The sequence below is a fragment of the Paraglaciecola marina genome (assembly GCF_004360155.1).
GTDB lineage: Bacteria > Pseudomonadota > Gammaproteobacteria > Enterobacterales > Alteromonadaceae > Paraglaciecola > Paraglaciecola marina.
The window spans coordinates 710,724-732,697 of sequence record NZ_SAIS01000001.1 but is presented as its reverse complement, the minus strand read 5'-3'; the positions used below and the strand labels follow the sequence as shown (position 1 = coordinate 732,697).

Sequence of the window (21,974 nt, the reverse complement as noted above, 5' to 3'; positions counted from 1 at the left end):
TATCATTTTAAATATTAACCTTAACGCTAATCTATGACATGAATCTATTACTAACCAATAAAAGACTAGAACAAAACGGTCATAACCTCTACGACTTATCAAGTAACTAAAAGCCCCGTAATACTTTGATTTTAAAATATATATTTATAAACTTCACTAGTTAAATTAATCTTAATTGGCAAAAAATTCAATGAGTGTTTTGCTAGGATATCTCCCAATCAACTTATCTACAGTGACAAACAACCTCATAAAAACGAATCCTACTCAAGGCATAAAACAGTAAGGAAATGATGAAAGCTTAGTACTTGCGGCAGCCGCCAAAAGGCTTGATGTTTCACAGCGATAGAGGCTCTCAATATACCAGTAAACACTATCGCAAGTTGCTAGCTGGCTATGGAGTGAGAGCAAGCATAGGGGATGTGGGTACGTGTTGGGATAATGCCGTTGTTGAACGGTTCTTTGGTAGCTTAAAACATGATTGACTATTGAAAGTGCCACAGCCAACTCGTGAGCATATGAGAAATGATGTGACAACGTATATGCGCTATTACAACTTAGATAGGCTTCATACGGCTAATGGTGATCTGTCGACAGTAGAATATGAGCAAAGTTCCTTAATAAAAGTGTCCTAAATAAGTTGTGCATAACAGTACGAAATGCCGCCAAAAAAGCTAACATACATAAAACCGTTACACCCCACGTTTTACGCCATAGCTTTGCCACCCACCTACTCCAATCAAGGGCAGACATACGTACGGTACAAGACCAATTAGGCCATGCCGACTTGCGTACCACTCAAATATATACGCATATATTACAACATGGCGGCAACTCAGTAATGAGCCCTTTATCTAGGCTGTAACGTTAACCTTTACCTCGTAAAATCTTAACCAGCTATTTAGTCTCAACAGGTACGATGTGGGTGGATTTTATCTCTTCCATTACGACATAAGTAAAGGTCTGAGTTACGCCTTTGATATCAGCAAATTTTCCCCCTAAAAATTTCCGGTAAGCGTCCATATCTTGAACTCGTATTTTAAGCAGATAGTCAAAGCCCCCTGCTACCAATGAGCATTCTATTACTTCGTCTAACTTCCTAACTTGCTGGTTAAACTGATTTAATGCTTGGGTGCTGGAGTTTTCTACCGACACTTGCATATAGGCTGTTAGTTTGGCGTTCAACTTTTTAGCGTTTAGATGGGCTACATATTTATCTATGTAGCCGTTTTTTTCTAAGCGCTTCACTCTTTCTAAACAAGGCGTCGGGCTTAGGTTTACTTGATTAGCAAGTTCCACATTTGATATACGGCAGTTACTTTGTAACATATCAAGTATTTTATGGTCGATGCGATCAAGCTCAGTTGAGTATTTTTTCATGTTAACTTTCTTTTAAGTTCAGCAACATGGCGTTACCACCTGTTGCCACAATATTGTTAGTTTTGGTTTTCTCTATGGCATAGGGCAATAACGCAAACTGACTTTGGATATGATTTACCACAGGTACAATGGCCCCTGCTCTTTGTGTCAACACAGCCCAAAGACCGTTAGTATCATGGCACGCAACTAGCGCAATTTTGTCATGAAGCAACCACTTGCCTAGGTCTTCAAAATCATTGGCAATATGCACTAACCCAGTAGGAATATGATTTTGAAACACCCCCGCTATGCTGGAGACAAGTTGCTGACTAGCATTATCACTACCAATAACAACCACAGCATTTCCCGCAGCCAATGCACTGATAAATTGTAGTATTGTATGGCCATTAGTTAAGGACTCGGTATTTGCAATCACCAAGGCCACGCCTCTAGCGTGAAGGCTAAGCTCATTGGTTTCACCGGTTGGGCCTGGTAACTCGGTTATTTCACTAAACAAGTTATTGGCTTGGTTTAGTCTATTTTGACTTAGGGCAAAATTGGCCTTATCAAGTTGGTGATTTGCTTCTAACACATCTAAGGCTTTTTTCAGCACATCGCATCTGTTTGCTACTGGTGTTTGATCCCATGCATGCTGTAAGCCTTTGGCCTTAATTATAAATGTTTCGCAAGTTTCAGGTAGCGCTAGTGAGGCACCCTCTGGTAATAATTGCTTATCGCCAATCTCAACACTTTGCCATAACTCGCTAAAGCGTAGTAGGTAATGGGGCCCACCAGCTTTAAACCCAGTGCCTGATAAACCATGGCCACCAAATGGGTTTACGCCCACCACAGCACCCACAATATTACGGTTGATATAAGTGTTACCCACTTTAGTTTGCTCGAATACCTCATCAGCAAACTGCTTAATACGGCTATGCACACCAAGGGTTAAGCCGTAACCTGTATCATTTACGTCTTTGATCACTTGTTTGATATTGGCAGCTTTATAACGAATAACATGGAGTATCGGCCCAAACACCTCTCGCTCAAGCTGATTAATATGCTGTATTTCATACACTTGAGGTTCGATAAATGCGCCGTTTTCACACTCTTCTGTTAACGAGCCTTTGGTGATTAAGCTAGCTTCCTTTAGCATTTTTACGGTGTGAGCTTGCAGGGTTTGCTGGGCTTTGCTGTCGATAACCGGGCCTAGGTCACTGCTGAGCTTCCAAGGGTAGCCGACTTTTAAGGTATCAATGGCACCTTGCAACATACTTAACATCTTGTCTGCAATGTCTTCTTGTAAATACAACACTCGCAAAGCGGAACAACGTTGCCCAGCACTTAAAAAGGCGGATTGAATAACACTGTCGACTACTTGTTCAGGCAAGGCCGTTGAGTCAACTATCATGACATTTTGGCCACCGGTTTCTGCAATAAACGGCGGCATGCTGGTGCCTCGTTTAACTAAGTCACCTTGAATACGTTTTGCCGTTTCGGTAGAGCCTGTAAAAGCTACGCCTGCCACTAATGGGCTAGTTAAAAGTTGCGGTCCGATATCAGCGCCTGTGCCAGTTAAAAGCTGTAAAGCTTCAACGGGCACACCTGCTTGGTGCATTAACTCTATGGCATAGGTTGCCACTAATGGAGTTTGTTCTGCTGGCTTGGCTATTACACTATTACCTGTAACTAATGCTGCCACCACTTGGCCCACAAAGATTGCCAGTGGGAAGTTCCAAGGGCTAATACATACAAATACGCCTTTGCCTTCGTCTAAGCCAGTATTGCTACCAAACTCAGATTTTAATATCCTTGCTTGTAATGCGTAGTATCGGCAAAAGTCTACTGCTTCGCGGACTTCAGATATACCATCACCTAAGGTTCGGCCGGCTTCATAGCTAATTAATGAGGTTAATGTATGGGTGTATCGCTCTAATAAATCAGCGGTTTTCTCTAAGGTGTCAGCTCTTGCATCAACACTTAGCTGCTGCCACGCTACTTGGGCTTTAGCTGCACTTTGTAATGCATTGGATACATCGTCTGGGGTGGCGTCAGTGCACTGCCCTACTTTTAAAGAGGCATTTGCTGGTGAGTATATCTCGTAGCTAGGGTCTGTTCTTTTTATTCCATTAACTATAGGGCCAGCGGTCCAAGACTGCTCTAAAACCGTATCCACATGTTTTTGTAACTCAGAGAATACCAATGGGTCGTCTAAATCAAGACCTGTCGAGTTGTCCCTTTGCTCACCATGGTCAACAAACAAATCTTTAGAAACAGGAATCTGGGTATTTCTATTACCAGGCATATTCTCAATAACTTCTTCAACTCCTTGTACTAAGTTTTGAGCAGGTACTTTACCGTCTAAGAACTGATTAACAAACGAGCCGTTTGCTCCATTTTCTAATAATCGCCGCACCAAATAAGGCAGTAAGTCTTTATGTACTCCAACAGGGGCATATACACGCAGCGGCAGCTCAATGCCCGTTGACTTGCTCACTTGAGAATAGAGTAGTTCACCCATGCCATGTAAACGTTGAAACTCAAAGGTCCCCATGCCCTTGGTGCCAGCCAACTGCATAATCAACGTCATGGTATAGGCATTGTGTGTCGCAAATTGCGGGTAAATATTTTCTTTATTGGCTAATAACTTACCGGCACAGACTTGGTAACTTAAATCGGTATTCACTTTACGGGTAAACACAGGGAATTCATCAAACCCCATTTCTTGGGCGTGTTTTATTTCAGCGTCCCAATACGCCCCCTTAACGAGTCTGACCATTAGTTTTTTGTTTGATAATTTAGCAAGTTCAACCAACCAATCTACTACATAAAGGGCACGTTTTTGATAGGCTTGTAGCACAAAACCTAGACCGTCCCAGCCCTTTAATTCTGGGGCAAACGCTAAGGCTTGAAAGATATCTAATTCAATGTCTAAGCGAGCAGCTTCTTCAGCATCTATAGTCAAGCCTATGCCTAACTCTTTAGCCCGTATTGCAAGCTGTAAAACACTCGGTAATAATTCTTCGAGTACTAACTCCTGATGACTAAATTCATACCTAGGGTGTAATGCACTTAATTTTACGGATATCCCATCCGCAGCATAAATATCTGTTTCTTTATTCTTTTTACCAATACTCTCAATGGCATGTAAGTAAGACTGAAAATATTTTTCACCGTCTTCGTAGGTTCGTGCCCCTTCACCCAACATATCAAAAGAAAAGCGTGTGCCTTTAGGATTACCTTTATGGCCTCTTTTCGCGGCCTCATCTATATCTCTACCTAAGACATATTGTTGCCCCATAAACTTCATCGCTTCTAGCGTTGCACGGCGAACTACAGGCTCGCCAACACGAGCCATAAATTTACGAAGCCAGTTACTAGATTCACCAGACTTATCGTGACTTTTATTTAAGATTTTGCGTGTGAGGGCCAAACCTGTACTGGCAGCATTCACCAAAAACTCTGATGAATGTCCAATATGATTATCCCATTCACCCATGTGAATTTTTTCTGCTATTAATTTATCCACAGTAAAGCTATCAGGAACCCGCAGTAATGCTTCTGCAAGGCACATCAGTACTACGCCCTCTTGGCTAGATAAACTATATTCCTGCAAAAACACATCAAACAAGCCTTGTTTATCTGGGTTAGCACGGCATTCTTCAACAAACTTTAAGGCACTCTGTTCTACTCGACTTTGGGCGTCTGCACTTAGTGGGTTGTGTTGGAGCAAGTTTTCTACACTTTGCTCTTCTTCTGTCACAACGTGTTGACGTACGGCTTGCCTAAAGTTGTGTAAACTTGGGTAGTTATCTGTGATGTTTTGCATGAGCTGTCACTCTGGGTTCGTTAAATAAAGTCAAGGTTATATTGGCGGTATTTTAGACACGAATAATTTTATATGACTCTAAAAACACCTAAATAACAAGTTTTTAAACTATATTTTTATCATTTAACGATATTTATCACTAAAAAATAGAAAATAGTTATAAATTACGGGTTTGCAAACGGTGAACTAGTTCGCAGATATCTATAGGTTTTTCTGATCTTAGTAAAATAAATTACTCAACATTAAGAGCGGTATAATTAAGAGAATTAAAACAGGGCCGAAATTAGGTGGTTGTATGTATCCTACAAACTACTCAATATTTATTTGTTAAGGAGCAGCTGCACTCAATATAAATCTCTACGATAACGGCCAGTACTCAGCAAAGCTGATACATTTTCTTGGCCTAGATGTTTATTCAAAACCTGATGTACGCCGTCTCCCATTCCTGCTTTGTTACCACAAACATATATGTCTGCCCCTTGGTGAACAATTACTCTTATTTTATCTGCGTTAAAATCCATCACATCTTGCACATAAGCTGGAGTTTTTGGGTGCTGAGAATATGCATAATGTAAATCGGTAATTACACCTTGTTGTTGCCACTGCTGCAATTCGTCTTTAAGCATTTGGTCGTGTTCTGGGTTTCGCTCACCATAAAACATGCACACTTTACCCGCGTTTGGGTTGCTGGCTCGCTCTGCAAGTTGCGCTCGTAAACCTGCTAGGCCACTTCCGGCGGCTACCAATAACAGCGGACGGGTTACATCATCAATATGACAACGGTTGTTACTACGAATATGCCCTTGGGTAATATCGTTTAGTTCGCTGAACTGGGTTAACCAGCCCGAACCAATTCCAGCCTGACCGTTAGCCTGATGTTGTAACCTTACAATTAGCTTTAATTGCTTTTCATGCTCAGCCGATGCCACAGAGTATTCACGTTTTGGCAATAACTTAAGTGAATCGAGCCAGTTTAGTGGTTCACTGGCTGGCACCTGCAATTGTTCTGGCAAAGCATACTCTAATAAGAATTCTTTAAGGCTTACTCTTGACTCACCTGTAGTTATGGTTTGTTCAGCATCGAACTGATGTGTTTGCAACCAAGCTAGCACAGTTTCTAGGTGATGCTTAGGTTGGATTGAAATTACATCACCTGCGCGCCATTGTGGTATATCTGATGATTCGGAAGGCTTTACTGAAAAAGCCAGTAAGTAAAGTGGAGCGCTAACACTATTAGGGTTTAAACACTCTCGCTGGGTTAGCTTCCAATTAGTGACGGTTGCCATTGGTGAGTCATGGGTATCAAAGTTGCCATGGGTTTGGCTGTCTATTTCGGTTATCGCGGCTTCTGACTGTGCCCCCAATTTCGTCAATTGTTTATTAAGGTTATGGCCAAAAGCACAGAAATGCTCATAGCTACTGTCCCCTAAAGCAGTGACTGAATAACGCATATGGGAAAGATCAGTAACTGCATCTTTTGTGTAAAGTTCATTATAAAACTTATGGCCGTTATCAGGTGGTTCACCTTGACCATAAGTACTAACAATGAAATGTGCCTTTTGGGTATTAGACAGTGTTTGTTTACAAACACTGTCTAACGGCAATAGATTAACCTTACCGAGGGAAGCGAGTTCTGCTGCCTTTTTAGTAGCCAAAGTAGCCGCTGTGCCACTTTGGCTAGCATAGGCCACTAAAATATTGGCCTGTAGATCCACCTTGGGCTTGTTTCTGTTATGGCGAACAATCAACCACAAGCACCACAAGCACCACAGGCTCACTAAAACGACTGCTAAACTAATCCGGTTAAATTCACTCACCGATTACACACCTACCCATAGACACATTTTTTAGCGAATAAAATTACATTGGTAACACTTCGAATACAGCAACATAGGTTCCTGTACGCTTAGTTGCTGGGGCTTTTGCTTGAGCGTCTTCGTAAGATGCTTCTACAAAGTAGCGACCTGCGTCTGGCCATGTAACATTAAACTCCCCTTTATCATTTGTGGTTACTTTGATTTCATTTTGCTGATCACGGTAGCGAGAACCACCTTGAATAATTTCAACACTTGCACCTTTAGCTGGTTTGCCGTCAATCAGTAACGTAAAGGTTGCTTCTTCACCAGAGAACAAATCATTAGGATGAGTTACAGGTACCATTTCTAAACCTTGGTTAGTAGGTTTGAAAACTGACTCAGTAGGCGCACCTAAAGTTACAAACGTTTCAACACGGCGGTAGCTTTGGCTGACTTGTAGTTTTTTAGCATCTTTAGGTACTGCTTTGGCAAAATCAGCGTCTGTGGCGTTTTGACCACGTCTTGGCCATCTATGGCGTTTGCCATCTTCGTCTTCCCATCTCGCACGTAAACCGCCGCTAGCGGTTTCTACTTTATATGTACCTTGTTCTTTTAGTTGAATATCGAAAGTACTACGGTATTTACCTTTTGAGGTGTTTTCTAACTCAACAGCGTTTCCTTTTGGATCAACCACTTCCACACCTTCAATATTTAAAGCGGCGTGATCAATAGAGAAGATGCTATTTGAAACAGCAGCATCAAATGTCACGTATGGTTCATCACCAGACAACACTGTTGAGCTAGGTAGAATCCATGCTTTGTGAGCTTGGGCTTGCATAGTCATTGAACTTGCGATGACACCCGCAGCAATGAGTTTAAGTAATAATTTAGATTTCATATTGTTTCTCCAAAAATAATCTATGACTGCCACTAAAAAAATAATAAGCAGTGGTTTATTTAGTAAGTTTTGTTATTGCACGCTTAAGCGAATCTTGCCTAATTCGGTTTTACCGGTTTTAGATATAGGCAGTGATGAGGTTTCGAGTGGTAAGGTAATCGGAATAACCACGTTTTCACGGCCACCTACTTCTCTTACCGCTTCAATTCTTAATTTGTAATTACCTGGTGCTAAGTCTTTAAAGTCTGCCTTAGACAGGTCAATACTCACTTCATGAGTACCAGGGCCTTTAGTGGCTGATGTAAAGCCATCATAAGGTAAATCAAGGCTGCGGCCACCGCGACGCCACCATTGACGTAAGTCTTTAAGCCACTCTAGGCCTTCATTATTTTTTTTATCAATCTGATACCACAAGGCGACTTGGGTGGATTTTCGGGCTGAGTCTTCAAGCCACACTGCCACATAAGGCTTATGGTATTCAGCTGTATCAAGTTGTGGGATTTCCACAGTCAATGCCAAGGCGTCAGCCTTAGCGTATACTTGAGTTACTGCACAGGCAGTTATGATGGCACCTGCCAATACACTGGAAATAAATCGTTTCTTCTGCTTTTGCATGTATCTCTCTCTTAAAAACGCTTGTTAATGTACAAATAATAAAATAAGAACTAACGGAATTAGCACACCTAACGCCGCTAATGGACCAGTAGATTGACGACCAGAACTCTGGCGCCACAATAAAACCAATCCAGTAAAGCTAAAAATTATGCAGCCTGCGGCAAATACATCGATAAACCATACCCATGCAATGCCAGTATCACGGCCTTTATGCAAATCATTAAAAAATGCAATCCAACCTCTATCTGTATCTTCATATATAAACTCCCCGGTCTCAGTATTTATGGCTAGCCACGCATCACCACCTGGCCTGGCAAGGGGCAGATAAAATTCAACCTCATCCCATTCTCCAGTGGCACTTTTGGGGATTGCTATGTCATGAACCTGCGCTAGCCATTGGTAAAGTGCCAACGACAAATGACTTGGAGGTGTTTCTGAACCTACCCATTTCTGCAATAAAGTATTGGGTACTTCCCCCTCAATACTTATATGTTGTGGTTTACTAGAAATATCTGCTGCATGATTCAGAGTAATGCCCGTTATGGAAAACAAAAACATACCCGCCATACACAAAGAGGCGCTGATCCAATGCCATTGTCTTATTGACCCCATAGTAAACACCATCACACCCCCCTACTCATTACTTGCTTACCCTAACTTTGGTGTCTAACTAGGTTAGTTAACGATTGAATATTAGCTAACACATCTTGTCTTGCAGGATTTAGCTGAATGACTTGGCGTAATAGCCTAAGAGCATCGGAGTATTGTTGGCGGTCTATTTCTAACTGAGCTTGTCCCAATAAAGCACGCTCTCTAAAATCAGTTAGGGCTTGAGCTCTTACGTAATATTGTACGGCTTGCACTGAACGTTTTTTGTTATGCATCAATTTTGCTATGGTTAATAAAGCTTCGCCATTTGCTGGATCCGCTTTGACACTGCTCATTAGGCTTTTTTCAGCCCTCTTTGTGTCTCCTTTATGCAGTGCTAATTTGCTACTGTATACATCAAAACGAGACGTAAAATAACTAGAGGTATGCTTACGATATGGTGCTAATGCAGTCAGTAGTTGTTCTAACGGTTGCCAGCGTTCATTAAAAACCAACCATTGACAAATTTGGTCGATTGGCTGAACTTCAAAACCTAGTTGGCCCGACTTTTTAGATAAAAATAACGCTATGTTACTATCTAATAATTCAACAGCACGCTGCGCACTACCACTTTGAATATGTAATTGAGCCAGAGTAACTATGTTCTCTGTCTCGTTAGCATTCGCTGCATTCTCGTTTAACAGTACCGCACTTTCTAAACTACTTAAGGCTTGTAATGCATGGCCTTGCCTAAGTGCAAGTTGGCTCCTTTGTAACCATAAGTCGGCATCGTCTGGAGCCGTCATAAGCATGCCTTCAAGTAAGGCTTGGGCTTGGCTAAACGCTTGTGCGTTAATCAATGCGTACAGTAACCCTTGCTTCCACTGTAAGTTATCTGGGTCTAAAAATAACGCATATTGGTAACCCGCTATAGCGCTAGCACCTTGTTTTAATTGCAAATTAACAAAGGCTAATTGACCATAGACTTGGGCGTCTGCCACACCAAGTTCAATACTTTTCTTTAGGTGAGTTTGGGCTTTTTGGTAATCTTTGTTAACCATATAAACCATGCTTAAACTGCGGTGTGCCAATGCTAAATCGGGCATTAACTCTATGGCAGATTTAAGGGCAACTTCAGCTTCAGAGTATTGCTTTAAACTAATCAAGACTTGGCCCCGCAACTGTCTTAACGCGGCACTGTCTTGTTCAATATCTCTTTGGCTAAAGGCTTGTTCAATTGCTTTGTGATCTTGCGCGGCTAATAAAGGTTGCAACTCTTTAGCAAAACTACTTTCTGATGAAGCCAATTGCGCCTGTGTTTCACCTGTGGCTATATTTTTTAACAGAAACTCCCACTTTGGGGCGGCAAGGTTTACGGTAATATCAGCGGTGAAATCTGTGGTAGCAAATACAGATGAGGATAAACTTGTCCATAGAACTGCGCATACAGTGAGGTTTTTAATCATCAAATTATAAGTCTTATACATTGGTAAATTTCTCATGAGCCAATATCTACAGGCAATGCAAATCTTGCCCTAGCTGGCTGTCCGTCTTTTTGTGGAGGAGTGAATCTAATGCGACGCACTAGATTTTTAATTTCACTTTCTAGCTGTGGATAGGGATTAGTAACGATTTTGACTAATGTTGCTTTACCTTGTTCGTCAATTACCAACTCAAATTCTACTTTTACTTTTTTAATACCCTTTCTAGTGAGGCTTTTTGGCAATGTCACTTTTAGTGTAGTAAGTAACGTTGGTAATCCATCTAAATCACTCAAGTCAAACGCATCCCAATCAACCTCTAACGATTGCCACTGGGTTTCTTGTGGCGTGAAATCTGGCATGTCGGGTTTATCAATAGTGATATCTTGCACAACTTTAACCATTTGAATACTTGCACCCGCTCCTTCAACCTGCACGGTGACTGGTGCTTGTACAGCTCGTTGCTGTACTACAGGTGGCGGCGGGGGGGGCGGAGGCGTTGCAATGGTTATTTCTCGAACGACTACTGTGTCTTCGGGCATTTCACTTAAGCCATGACCAATCCATAAGGTTAATAACGCCAGTACCAAAATAATGATACTGGCAATACTCGCTATAGCTTGGGCTTTTGAAAAAAATCGAAAATTATTAATCAGAAATAACGCAGTAGCCTTGCCACTATTGCCATTTGATTGAATGCCTGAAATCATCCTTTAAGTGCTGCCAAATTTACAGTTTTTGCGCCAGCAAGCTTAGCGCCATCAATTACTTCTAATAGCAACTCTGTGGGTACGGTTTTATCGGCTTGAATAACCACTGGTCTAGGCTCCCGGCGCTGCAATTGCTCTACTATGCCGCGAACACCTGCCACACCTACGTTACTGCCGTCATAAAACACTTCGCCATTATTAGTGATTGCCAATAAGATTGCGGTTTGTTCCATCTTTTGAATAGAGATCGCTTGAGGCTTATCTACCTCAACACCTGTCTCTTTTACAAATACTGTGGTGACAATAAAAAATATGAGCAAAATGAACACCACGTCTAATAGCGGAGACATATCTATACCTTGTTCAGGTTGTTGCTCCAAACGTCTTTGTAATCTAGTTGGCATTGTTGTTATCTCGATATTTCGTTAGGTACTAAAGCAGCATGCACTGAACGCACATAAGCCTGCAGTAACCATGCTGGAATGGCACACACTAACCCTAGTTGGGTAGTAAGAAGTGCATCAGCTATACCGGCACTGACTAGCTCGCTACTGGCCCCTTGACTGGCGATACCAATAAAGCAATCCAGTAATCCGATAATGGTGCCTAACAACCCAAGTAATGGCAGTGCACCAATCAAAACACCAGTAGATCTTTGTTGAATTTGAATGTTTTCAGCATCAATAGCGCTGCGATCAGAGGCGCTAAAAGATAGAATGTAACTCATAGATATTTGGTAATAACAAATCAGCGCTAAACCCAAAATGCCCCAACAAACCCAGTTACCATATATTTGCTCAAGCATTATGTGGCACTCGACTCTTCTAGAGATACTTGAGTAACACTAGGGGGTTGTTTAGCGGTTTTTTCTTTAGATTGGGTTGCGACTTTAGGTTCATTAACCAGTTTTGTTTTTTCGTTGGTATCAGCCTGTTCATCAGACTTACTGATTAAAATGGCGAAGCTTTCTAACTCGTTGTAGTAAGACTTAGCTTTGCGTGACAACAAAGCATTTAATATCAGTGCAGGAATAGCTACCACTAAACCAAGCTCGGTAGTGACTAACGCTTGTGCAATACCTCCAGATACGACCTCAGGATCTCCCGACCCAAACAAGGTCATCATTTTAAAGGTTTCTATCATACCGCTAACAGTACCAAGCAAACCTAATAAAGGAGACACCGCAGCGGTCATACCGATAGCGCCAATCCAACGTTCTAAACGGGTTTTGTCATCTTGTAACTGCATAAAGAGTTGATCGTCACGCTCATTTGTAGATTTGGCTATTACCGCAATATCTAATAAGCGTTTTTGCATACCCTTCACTTTGCTGATGATTTGAGACTGTGCGGCATCTGTGTTTTTAGCTAAAGCATTACCCAAAATTGATGGTGTAAAGCGAATTACCTTAGATAAACGGCCTAGTTGTATAACTTTAATTAGGGCAATGATTAATGCAAATACTGCAAAAAATACAATAGGAATAGCCCATTTACCGCCTTTTAGGACATGCTCAAAAAAGCTTTCGGATTGTTGTTGCCGTGCCATAGCGCGATTCATTGTTGGGTCAAATACAATTGAACCTGCAGTCTGCTTGTATAAATCACCAATTTTTGTGTTAGCGGCCCCATTAAACTGCAGGTCACTTTTTAACAAATCAGATTGGCCATGATGCTCGCTGGCAATGCCTGCATAACCACTGGTTTCGTTCCAGTACCATGAGATGGGTCCCATAGATAAAGTTGCTAACTCAGTAATATCCCCACTGGGTAAAATTACTTTTGACTGTTGCCAGCTAGGTGCAAAGTTTTGCTCGAATTGCTGACTACTGATTAAGACTTTATCGAGTTTATCTACCAAAGAACTTCGGTCGATAATTGATTGCTCGCTACTATCGCCTTGCTGCTGTAAGAATCGGCGCAATAATCCTTGCTGATAAGCTTGTTGTTGGTTCCAACTTTTTAAACGCTCTTCCAGTTGCGACAAACTTAAGGTTTTTTCGTCGGACAAACGTCTTACAGCAGCGGTTTTCTCACGTAACGCCAATACCTCAGTTTCTAACTTAGATAACTGACTTGACAATGTTTGGCGCTGCTTTGAAATGTTTTGTTCGGTCTTGGTTAGTTCTTTTTGGGCAGTATTTATTTTACTTAGTAAATTCTCTGCCAGTTGCTCCTGCGCATTTACAGAAACATTTATTACCATAGATACCGCTAAGGCAAATACACTGACCTTTGTAATCTTTCGTGCCTTTATTATGCGAATCATTGTAAACCACCTACTGATGCTTTTGAGGCTACTAAGTTGACTGGTAACTCTACAAAATCGGCCTGTTTACGTTTCTCGAATATATCTATGGCTTTTTTGATTTCTTTAGCATTCATAGACTCATCTTCTGTCCAAACCCATTGATTATCTTGAACCAGCCCTCGCCCTTTAAGCTTTCCATCGGCGCTAACAAACCAAGCAGCACTCACCCCAAGATAAAGCTGCTTAACCATCACTTCATCAGTTGTAGATACAGAGATTGGCCCTTCGTGAACAGAAATACGTTTTTGGAAATCCATAAGACTATTCAACTTACTCAAAACAGCCTGCAAACTTTTAGAGGTTTGGTTATCGTCAGTAGATTCATCTTGTTGTTGTGTCCAAACATTCTTTAACGGCGGCGGCAATAATTCACTAAGGTGCTCTACTTGGTTAAGTAGCAAAGTTAATTTATTAGATAAAGCGCCTTGTTGTTGCTCAAGATTTGATTGTTTTTCTAATAGTTCAGTACGACGCTTAATGACATCTTCTTGGCTGTTTTTGCTGTGCTTAAGAATGTCCTCTAACTGCTTTTTTTCTGCACTAAGTAAGGTCAGCCTTTGATTTAGAATTGGCTTACTGGCTTGCCAATCAACTAATAGATGACTAGTTTGGCGCTGAGTTTCTAACCACTGTCTCGTTAGCCTATCAATTTGAGTTAAGTCTGTAGCGAGTGCCGGTAGCATAATAATTGTGCTACATAAAAGACTGCCTAACACCAAAGAGCGTAAGGCTAAGTCCTTAAATTTTCTTGGTATTATTGAATTTTTAACGGAGCTACACCCATTCTGTAGGTTTAATGTATTAACTGTTATGTCAATTAGCCTTGTTACATATTTCAACATTTATCTCTCTTACTAATCACTAACGGTGAGCTTAGAAGCTTGGTGTCAATTGCCCCTTTTCAATAAGTCGTTATTATCCACACAAAAAACACAATTACAAATGATAACTACTTGCATTTAGATTTCCAAATGTTAACCTGCGCCCCGAGAAACGCAATTAACACATAACAAATGGAGAATTTTTTGATGAGAAACCCTACTAGCACTCCTGCTAATATTGGCTTGAAGCGCAGTGCAATTACCCTTGCTATCGCTACGGTTTTCCCTCTAGGTACTGCAGTTGCACAAGAAGCCCAGCAATTACCGACAGCAAAAGCAACGGCACAAACAGAGGATAACTATAAAGTTGATGAGTCTACTTCAAGCAAATTTAGTCAGCCTTTATTAGAAACAGCTAAAACCATTACGGTTATTCCCCAATCAATGATGAAAGATCGCAATGTTGATAGCTTACAGGATGCATTACGGGGTGTGCCGGGGATTTCTTTAGCAGCGGGTGAAGGTGGTGCGCCTCCTGGTGACAGTATGAATATTCGTGGCTTTAGTGCTACCAATGGCATATTAGTTGACGGTGTAAGAGACGTGTCTGGATATTACCGTGATACCTACAATGTTGAAGCAATTGAAGTGGTTAAAGGCCCTAGTTCAGCTATGTATGGTCGAGGTTCTGCAGGCGGTATCATTAACCTACAAAGTAAAACAGCTAAGCTAGAAGACTTTACTGACCTAAGTTTACGATTGGGTACTGAAAGTGATTACCGTGCACAGCTAGATACAAATATCATGATAGGTGACGACACTGCTATTAGGGTTAACGTATTAGCTGATGATGCTGATAAAGCAGGCCGTGACGAGGTATTCAACTCAAAGCAAGCGATTGCTGGTTCTTTGGTTACTAACTTAGATACTAAATCTCGTTTAACCGTTAATGCTGAATATCAAAAGCAAGACAACATGCCAGATTATGGTATTCCTTGGGTGTCTAATGGCTCTACTCCAGTAGCTGAATTAGCTGATTATGTTGGTACTGCACCACCAGTAGATTTTGATAACTTTTACGGTAATGTATACCGTGACTTCGAAGATATCACTGCCCAATCTCTTACGGCTAAGTATGAAAATGACCTAACCAAAGATACAAGTTTAAGAGCACAGTTTAGAACGGGTTCAGTTGAGCGATTAAATGTGGTGACTGCGCCACGCTTTATCGATAACTCAACCACTACAGATGTACGTTTAAGTGATGAAAAAACCCGTGATACTAAAAACTCACTTTCGGTACTGCAATTAGATTTATTAGGTAGCTACCAAGTTGGTAAAACCAGTCACGAGATAGTGACAGGTGTCGAAATTAGCCGCGAAAAGTTTGCTCGCTGGAACTATGATGACAACGGCACTGATAACCTAGACACAACACCAGAGCTAATCGATTTATATAATCCAGACAACTACGTTGCCTATACAGGTGAATATGTTCGTACTGGCAAAAACAGTGAAGCTACTGGCGACACCACGGCTATTTATATTTTCGATACAATTACCTTTGATCCACAGTGGGAATTAACCGCTGGATTACGTTATGACATCTTCAAAACTGAATATTTCTATGACCAAGATGGTGATGATCCTACGGTTAAACTTGAAGCTGAAGAAAAAGAACTTAGTTGGAATGTTGGTTTGGTTTACAAACCCGCTCCAAATGGCTCAGTATATTTTGGTGCAGGTAATTCATTTACACCATCTGCTGAAGGCCTAACAGTATCTACCCGTAGTAATGCTGCAGACCTTGATCCTGAAAAGATTGTAAGTTATGAATTGGGTACGAAGTGGGAACTATTTGACGGTTTAGTGTTTGCTAATGCGGCGATTTTCCGCAGTGAAAAAACCAATGCGATTTCTGATGATCCTGATTTTGACGGTGATGCACTAAATGGTGAGCAAAGAGTTGACGGTTTAGAACTAGGAGTAGTTGGACAAGTAACAGACGAACTACAAGTATCTGCTGCTTATACTTTCCAAAACAGTGAGGTTGTTTCTGCAACGGGTGAAGATGTAGAACAAATAGGTTTAGAGTTACCACGTACTCCAGAACATTCATTTAGTTTATGGGCTAGTTATCAGTTAACTGACGATATTCAATTTGGCGCAGGCGCTCAGTACATGGACGAACGTTACAATAGCTCTAGCCTATCTGGCCGTGAAGTGGCTGATGACTATGTATTGTTTGATATAATGGTTTCGTATCAGGTCAATGATAAATTGAACTTGCAAATTAACGGTACTAACCTGGCTGACGAAGACTATATCGACCAACTTGGTGGCGGTCATTTCGTTCCTGGCGAAGGTCGTTACTTCGGTCTTAATGCAAGTTATTCATTTTAAGTTTAGTTAAGGATATGGCATATTAATTGGGTTATAGGGATGTACCCAGCATAAAGTTAATATGCAAAAAATGATAAAAGTTACATACAAAACCGGATGAATATCCGGTTTTGTTATTTTTAATAAACAAGGGGAGTACATAAACTTGTTAGTAAAAATTCCATCGGTATTAACTAAAGAACAAGTAAAAGAAATAAAAAGTATTATGCTAGATGCTGATTGGACCGATGGCAATGTCACAGCAGGCTATCAAAGTTCACAGGCTAAAAATAATTTACAGTTACCTGAAAATTCTGAGGCCGCTCATAAGTTAGGTGACATGATTTTACTGGCACTTTCCCGCAACAATCAATTTATGTCTGCAGCCTTACCTAACAAAATATTTCCGCCTTTGTTTAACTGTTATCAAGGTGGCCATTCTTTTGGCACACATGTTGATAACGCCGTTAGGCAGGTACCGGGTACGCCAGTAAAAGTCCGTACCGATTTATCTATGACACTATTTATCTCAGAGCCTGAAGAATATGAAGGCGGAGAGTTAATCATAGAAGACACTTACGGCTCACAGAGCGTAAAATTCTCTGCTGGGGACATGGTACTTTACCCGTCAACTAGCCTACATAGAGTCACGCCTGTCACTAAAGGACGCCGTCTCGCCTCATTCTTTTGGTTGCAAAGTATGATTGCGAGCGATGAAAGGCGCAGTATATTGTATAACATGGATATGGCCATTCAGGGGCTTAGAGAAAAAGTCCAAGACAGCCCAGAAATTGTGAAATTGACAGGTGTTTATCACAACCTGTTAAGGCAATGGGCCCAGACCTAAGATTAAGCTAGGTTAAAACCTACAAAAAACAGATACAAAAAAACCGCTTAAAAAGCGGTTTTTTATATGGATTTAGCTAATTAATGGGTCAAATCATCAAAAAACTTTTTAACACCATCAAAGAAACCACTTTCCTTAGGTCGGTTCTTAGCCACATCTTTGCCAGTACCCATAGATTCTTCTAATTCGTTAAGTAGTTCTTTTTGACGAGAACTTAAGTTAACCGGCGTTTCAATTACCACTTTACAAATTAAGTCACCTACACTGCCACTACGTACAGATTTCACACCTTTTCCACGCAAACGGAACATTTTTCCCGTTTGTGTTTCCGCCGTTACTTTAAGTTTCACCTTACCTTCAAGTGTGGGTACTTCTATCTCACCGCCAAGAGCTGCTCGGGTAAAACTTAATGGGACTTCACAGTACAAGTTATTACCTTCACGGGTAAATATTTTGTGTTCACGCACATGCACTTGTACATACAAGTCACCTGGAGGGGCACCGGTTTCTCCGGCTTCACCTTCACCTGTTAAGCGAATTCTGTCGCCAGTGTCCACACCAGCTGGAACCTTAACAGATAACGTTTTGGTTTTCTGAACTCGACCTTCACCATGACATGCTTTACATGGATCGGAGATAATCTGTCCTTTACCAGAACACGTTGGGCAAGTCTGCTGAACAGCAAAAAAGCCTTGACGCATTTGTACTTGGCCTTGGCCATGACAAGTTGGGCAAGTCGTTGGCTTTGACCCTTTTTTAGCACCAGAGCCATCACATACTTCACACCCTACTAATGTAGGAACGCGAATTTCTACGCTTTTACCTTTCACAGCTTCTTCAAGAGAAAGCTCTAGGTTATAGCGTAAGTCAGACCCTTGACGAGCGCGAGATTGACGTCCACCGCCTCCCCTGCCACCGCCAAAGATATCACCGAAAACGTCACCAAAAATATCACCAAAGTCGCCACCTTGACCACCGCCACCACCGCGATTTGGATCGACACCAGCATGACCGTATTGATCGTAGGCCGCACGTTTTTGCGAATCGGTAAGCATTTCGTGTGCTTCTTGCACTTCTTTAAATTTTTCTTCCATTGCTTTATCGCCTTGAGTTCTATCAGGGTGATATTTCATGGCTAGGCGTTTATAGGCCTTTTTTATTTCGCGTTCGGTGGCACTTTTGCTCACACCTAACACTTCATAATAATCTCGCTTCGACATCTCGATTCGGTATCCTGCGGTCTTTATACCCTTAATCTTTGAAGCTGCACATTTGTAGGCTGTATTTTACGCCACGGTGCAGTTCCAATTATCTAGGGTATGGTTACGAATTTTAAATAACCAATATGGTTACTATTTTTTCAAATGCTCAAAACAAACAAGGCGCAGGCAGTATTACCTGCTGCGCCGAGTTACGCTGCCGAGGTATCTCGGCAGTCAGTATGTCTAACAACAATTACTTTTTGTCGTCTTCTTTTACTTCTTCAAACTCAGCGTCAACTACATCTTCATCTTGTGGAGCTGCACCCGCATCTGTTGCTTCTGGGCCAGCTTCAGCACCTTCAGCAGCAGCTTTAGCTTGAGCTACTTCCATCAATTTAGCTGATGCTTGAATTAGCTCTTGAGTTTTAGCATCAATGGCTTCTTTGTCGCCTTCTTTCACTGCTTCTTCAAGGGCTACAACCGCAGCTTCGATTTGAGTTTTATCTTCTTCACTTAACGCATCGCCAGCTTCTTCAACTTGCTTACGTGTTCCGTGGATCATGCCATCAGCTTGGTTACGAGCTTGGACAAGCTCTTCAAATTTCGCATCCGCATCTTTGTTTGCTTCAGCGTCTTGAACCATTTGCTCTACTTCTTCCTCACTTAAACCTGAAGAAGCTTGGATCGTAATCTTCTGTTCTTTACCTGTATCTTTGTCTTTAGCAGATACATGTAAAATACCATCAGCATCGATATCAAAAGTCACTTCGATTTGCGGCGCGCCACGCTGTGCTGGGCGAATACCTTCTAGGTTAAATTGACCTAGAGATTTATTGCCTTGGGCTTGCTTACGCTCACCTTGAAGTACATGAATCGTTACCGCTGACTGGTTATCTTCAGCTGTAGAGAAAGTCTGTGACTTTTTAGTAGGTACAGTGGTGTTTTTCTCGATTAGCGCAGTCATTACACCGCCCATAGTTTCGATACCTAGCGAAAGAGGCGTTACGTCTAGTAACAATACGTCTTTAACATCACCAGACAATACACCACCTTGAATTGCAGCACCTACGGCAACCGCTTCATCAGGGTTAACATCTTTACGTGGCTCTTTTCCAAAGAATTCAGTCACATACTTTTGTACTAGTGGCATACGTGTTTGACCACCAACCAAGATAATATCGTTGATATCACCTACAGAAAGATCTGCATCAGCTAACGCTTGCTTAAGTGGCTCTAGGGTTGCTTTAACCATAGCTTCAACAAGTGACTCTAGTTTTGCACGAGTAAGCTTGATAGTAAGGTGCTTAGGACCAGATGCATCAGCTGTAATGTAAGGTAAGTTAACTTCTGTTTGTTGTGCAGAAGATAATTCAATCTTAGCTTTTTCACCGGCTTCTTTTAAACGTTGCATAGCTAATGGATCTTTACGTAAATCCATGCCAGAGTCTTTCTTGAACTCTTCAACTAGGTAATTAATAACTTGGTTATCAAAATCTTCACCACCTAAGTGAGTGTCACCGTTAGTCGCTAGTACTTCAAAGGTGTGCTCGCCGTCAGCTTCATCGATTTCGATGATAGAGATATCAAACGTACCACCACCTAAGTCATATACTGCAACAACACTGTCGCCTTTCTTCTTGTCCATACCGTATGCAAGTGCAGCGGCAGTTGGCTCGTTGATAATACGCTTAACTTCAAGACCAGCGATACGACCCGCATCTTTAGTAGCTTGACGTTGAGAATCGTTAAAGTACGCAGGTACAGTAATAACGGCAGCGTCTACTGTTTCACCTAGATAATCTTCGGCGGTTTTTTTCATCTTTTTCAACACTTCAGCAGAAATCTGCGGCGGTGCCATTTTTTCGCCTTTAGCTTCAACCCATGCATCACCATTATCAGCTTTAACGATGTTAAAAGGCATGATGTCGATATCACGTTGCACTTCTTTGTCTTCAAAGCGACGACCGATTAAACGCTTAATAGCGAATAAAGTGTTTTGAGGGTTAGTTACAGCCTGACGTTTAGCTGGCTGACCAACTAAGGTTTCGCCGTCTTGACTGTATGCAATAATAGAGGGGGTAGTACGATCCCCTTCTGCATTTTCAATAACTTTTGCTTTATCGCCATCTAGTACTGCCACACATGAGTTGGTAGTACCCAAATCTATTCCAATGATTCTACCCATTAGTTTTTCTCCAAAAAATTGTTCATAAAAGCTTGTACACTTTGTGGGGTTATTCTTGTGCTTTTCAACATCTTAATTAAAAAAACCTTCACAAAATCGTAATTATTTTCACCAATTCGTCTCAATTGGGGTTAAGTCCCCAAATTGCAGACCAATTATGCTTGTGTATCTACGCCACCTTCTGGTGCTCGGGTTACCATAACCATGGCTGGTCTTAACAAACGACCATTTAATTCGTAACCTTTTTGCATAACTGCCATTATTGTATTTGGTGGCAGTTCTGCGTTTTCTTGCATCGACATAGCTTGATGCTGTTCTGGATTGAAAGGCTGACCTTGAGGGTCAATCACTGTCATTCCAAACTTTTCAATGGTGCTCACAAAAGACTTAAGTGTTAACTCAACGCCATCAACAACTGGCTTGATTGCTTCATCTTCTGGATTAGCAACTTGTAAAGCACGCTCTAAATTGTCAGCAACAGGTAATAACTCACCGGCAAATTTTTCTAATGCAAATTTACGAGCTTTGTCAATTTCGCCTTGAGCACGCTTACGAGCATTGTCAGACTCTGCCATAGCGCGAATGACTGAATCTTTTTGATCCGCGACTTTAGCTTCTGCTGCAGCAACAGCAGCTTCCAATTCAACAATGCGTTGTTGGTCTTCGGTTAACTCAACTACTTCTTCAGATGTTTGATCTGCTGCGTGTTGTTCAGCTTCTACACCTGATTCTAATTCTTCACCATGTTGAGGTGTTTGTTCATTTGACATGCTTAGCTCCGTTTACTGTTTTCTTTAAGCAAAGTTATAACTGCCACTTTTAATGGGGTTATATTTGCAAGCTTCAAGGCAGGTAATTGATGTTTTTTTGATTTAAATAAAATATCTAGACTGTAGGGCGATTAAAGCACACTTTTATATTATTAAAGCTAAAGGTACAGTACAGAAACTTAGT

General features: G+C 41.4%; 17 protein-coding genes and 2 pseudogenes. 4 read left to right on the top strand and 15 right to left on the bottom strand.

What is annotated here, in order from left to right; all coding sequences use genetic code 11:
- Positions 1-305 precede the first annotated feature (305 nt).
- Both EOK74_RS09305 and EOK74_RS09300 read left to right on the top strand, forming a co-directional pair.
- A pseudogene (locus EOK74_RS09305) lies at positions 306-632 on the top strand (integrase core domain-containing protein); the annotation flags it as partial.
- Between the two features lie 17 nt (positions 633-649).
- Positions 650-862: pseudogene (locus EOK74_RS09300) on the top strand (tyrosine-type recombinase/integrase); the annotation flags it as partial.
- A 32-nt stretch (positions 863-894) separates the two neighbouring features.
- Here the strand turns inward: EOK74_RS09300 and EOK74_RS09295 are convergent.
- The 12 genes from EOK74_RS09295 to EOK74_RS09240 form a co-directional block, all read right to left on the bottom strand.
- Complete coding sequence (locus EOK74_RS09295; RefSeq protein WP_133469687.1) at positions 895-1,377, bottom strand: Lrp/AsnC ligand binding domain-containing protein; 483 nt, start codon at positions 1,375-1,377, stop codon at positions 895-897.
- 1 nt (position 1,378) lies between these two features.
- The gene (putA, locus tag EOK74_RS09290; RefSeq protein ID WP_133469686.1) at positions 1,379-5,185 is read right to left on the bottom strand and encodes a bifunctional proline dehydrogenase/L-glutamate gamma-semialdehyde dehydrogenase PutA; all 3,807 of its coding nucleotides are present in this window, start codon (positions 5,183-5,185) and stop codon (positions 1,379-1,381) included.
- Between the two features lie 344 nt (positions 5,186-5,529).
- Positions 5,530-7,002 (bottom strand): NADPH cytochrome P450 oxidoreductase family protein, encoded by a 1,473-nt coding sequence (locus EOK74_RS09285; protein ID WP_133469685.1) that lies wholly within the window; start codon positions 7,000-7,002, stop codon positions 5,530-5,532.
- Positions 7,003-7,045: 43 nt separating this feature from the next.
- Positions 7,046-7,879, bottom strand: a complete 834-nt coding sequence (locus EOK74_RS09280; protein WP_133469684.1) for a DUF4198 domain-containing protein — start codon at positions 7,877-7,879, stop codon at positions 7,046-7,048.
- Positions 7,880-7,951: 72 nt separating this feature from the next.
- Positions 7,952-8,494 carry a DUF2271 domain-containing protein gene (locus EOK74_RS09275; RefSeq protein WP_133469683.1) on the bottom strand — a complete coding sequence of 181 codons (543 nt, stop codon included), beginning with the start codon at positions 8,492-8,494 and terminating at the stop codon, positions 7,952-7,954.
- 24 nt (positions 8,495-8,518) lie between these two features.
- Positions 8,519-9,106: a PepSY-associated TM helix domain-containing protein gene (locus EOK74_RS09270; protein WP_239024061.1), complete on the bottom strand. Its 588-nt coding sequence runs from the start codon at positions 9,104-9,106 to the stop codon at positions 8,519-8,521.
- A gap of 41 nt (positions 9,107-9,147) precedes the next feature.
- On the bottom strand, positions 9,148-10,569 hold the full coding sequence (locus EOK74_RS09265) for a tetratricopeptide repeat protein (RefSeq protein WP_166638738.1): 1,422 nt from the start codon (positions 10,567-10,569) through the stop codon (positions 9,148-9,150).
- A gap of 11 nt (positions 10,570-10,580) precedes the next feature.
- Complete coding sequence (locus EOK74_RS09260) at positions 10,581-11,273, bottom strand: energy transducer TonB (RefSeq protein WP_133469680.1); 693 nt, start codon at positions 11,271-11,273, stop codon at positions 10,581-10,583.
- Positions 11,270-11,677, bottom strand: coding sequence for an ExbD/TolR family protein (locus EOK74_RS09255; RefSeq protein WP_133469679.1), 408 nt, complete (start codon positions 11,675-11,677; stop codon positions 11,270-11,272). The genes EOK74_RS09260 and EOK74_RS09255 overlap by 4 nt, the downstream gene beginning before the upstream one ends.
- 5 nt (positions 11,678-11,682) lie before the next feature.
- Positions 11,683-12,078: a MotA/TolQ/ExbB proton channel family protein gene (locus EOK74_RS09250; protein WP_133469678.1), complete on the bottom strand. Its 396-nt coding sequence runs from the start codon at positions 12,076-12,078 to the stop codon at positions 11,683-11,685.
- Positions 12,078-13,541: a MotA/TolQ/ExbB proton channel family protein gene (locus EOK74_RS21325; protein ID WP_133469677.1), complete on the bottom strand. Its 1,464-nt coding sequence runs from the start codon at positions 13,539-13,541 to the stop codon at positions 12,078-12,080. The genes EOK74_RS09250 and EOK74_RS21325 overlap by 1 nt, the downstream gene beginning before the upstream one ends.
- Entirely contained in the window at positions 13,538-14,425 is an 888-nt protein-coding gene (locus tag EOK74_RS09240; protein WP_133469676.1) for a DUF3450 family protein, read from the bottom strand. The genes EOK74_RS21325 and EOK74_RS09240 overlap by 4 nt, the downstream gene beginning before the upstream one ends.
- Before the next feature lie 186 nt (positions 14,426-14,611).
- Between EOK74_RS09240 and EOK74_RS09235 the strand changes: the two genes are divergently transcribed.
- Complete coding sequence (locus EOK74_RS09235; protein ID WP_133469675.1) at positions 14,612-16,807, top strand: TonB-dependent receptor; 2,196 nt, start codon at positions 14,612-14,614, stop codon at positions 16,805-16,807.
- A gap of 145 nt (positions 16,808-16,952) precedes the next feature.
- Positions 16,953-17,633 carry a Fe2+-dependent dioxygenase gene (locus tag EOK74_RS09230; protein WP_133469674.1) on the top strand — a complete coding sequence of 227 codons (681 nt, stop codon included), beginning with the start codon at positions 16,953-16,955 and terminating at the stop codon, positions 17,631-17,633.
- An 80-nt stretch (positions 17,634-17,713) separates the two neighbouring features.
- Here the strand turns inward: EOK74_RS09230 and dnaJ are convergent, their stop codons facing one another.
- The 3 genes from dnaJ to grpE all read right to left on the bottom strand — a co-directional run bounded on the left by dnaJ (position 17,714) and on the right by grpE (position 21,790).
- Positions 17,714-18,853 carry a molecular chaperone DnaJ gene (gene dnaJ, locus EOK74_RS09225; protein ID WP_133469673.1) on the bottom strand — a complete coding sequence of 380 codons (1,140 nt, stop codon included), beginning with the start codon at positions 18,851-18,853 and terminating at the stop codon, positions 17,714-17,716.
- A gap of 235 nt (positions 18,854-19,088) precedes the next feature.
- On the bottom strand, positions 19,089-21,020 hold the full coding sequence (dnaK, locus tag EOK74_RS09220; protein WP_133469672.1) for a molecular chaperone DnaK: 1,932 nt from the start codon (positions 21,018-21,020) through the stop codon (positions 19,089-19,091).
- Between the two features lie 155 nt (positions 21,021-21,175).
- Positions 21,176-21,790: a nucleotide exchange factor GrpE gene (gene grpE / locus EOK74_RS09215; protein WP_133469671.1), complete on the bottom strand. Its 615-nt coding sequence runs from the start codon at positions 21,788-21,790 to the stop codon at positions 21,176-21,178.
- Between the last annotated feature and the right edge of the window lie 184 nt (positions 21,791-21,974).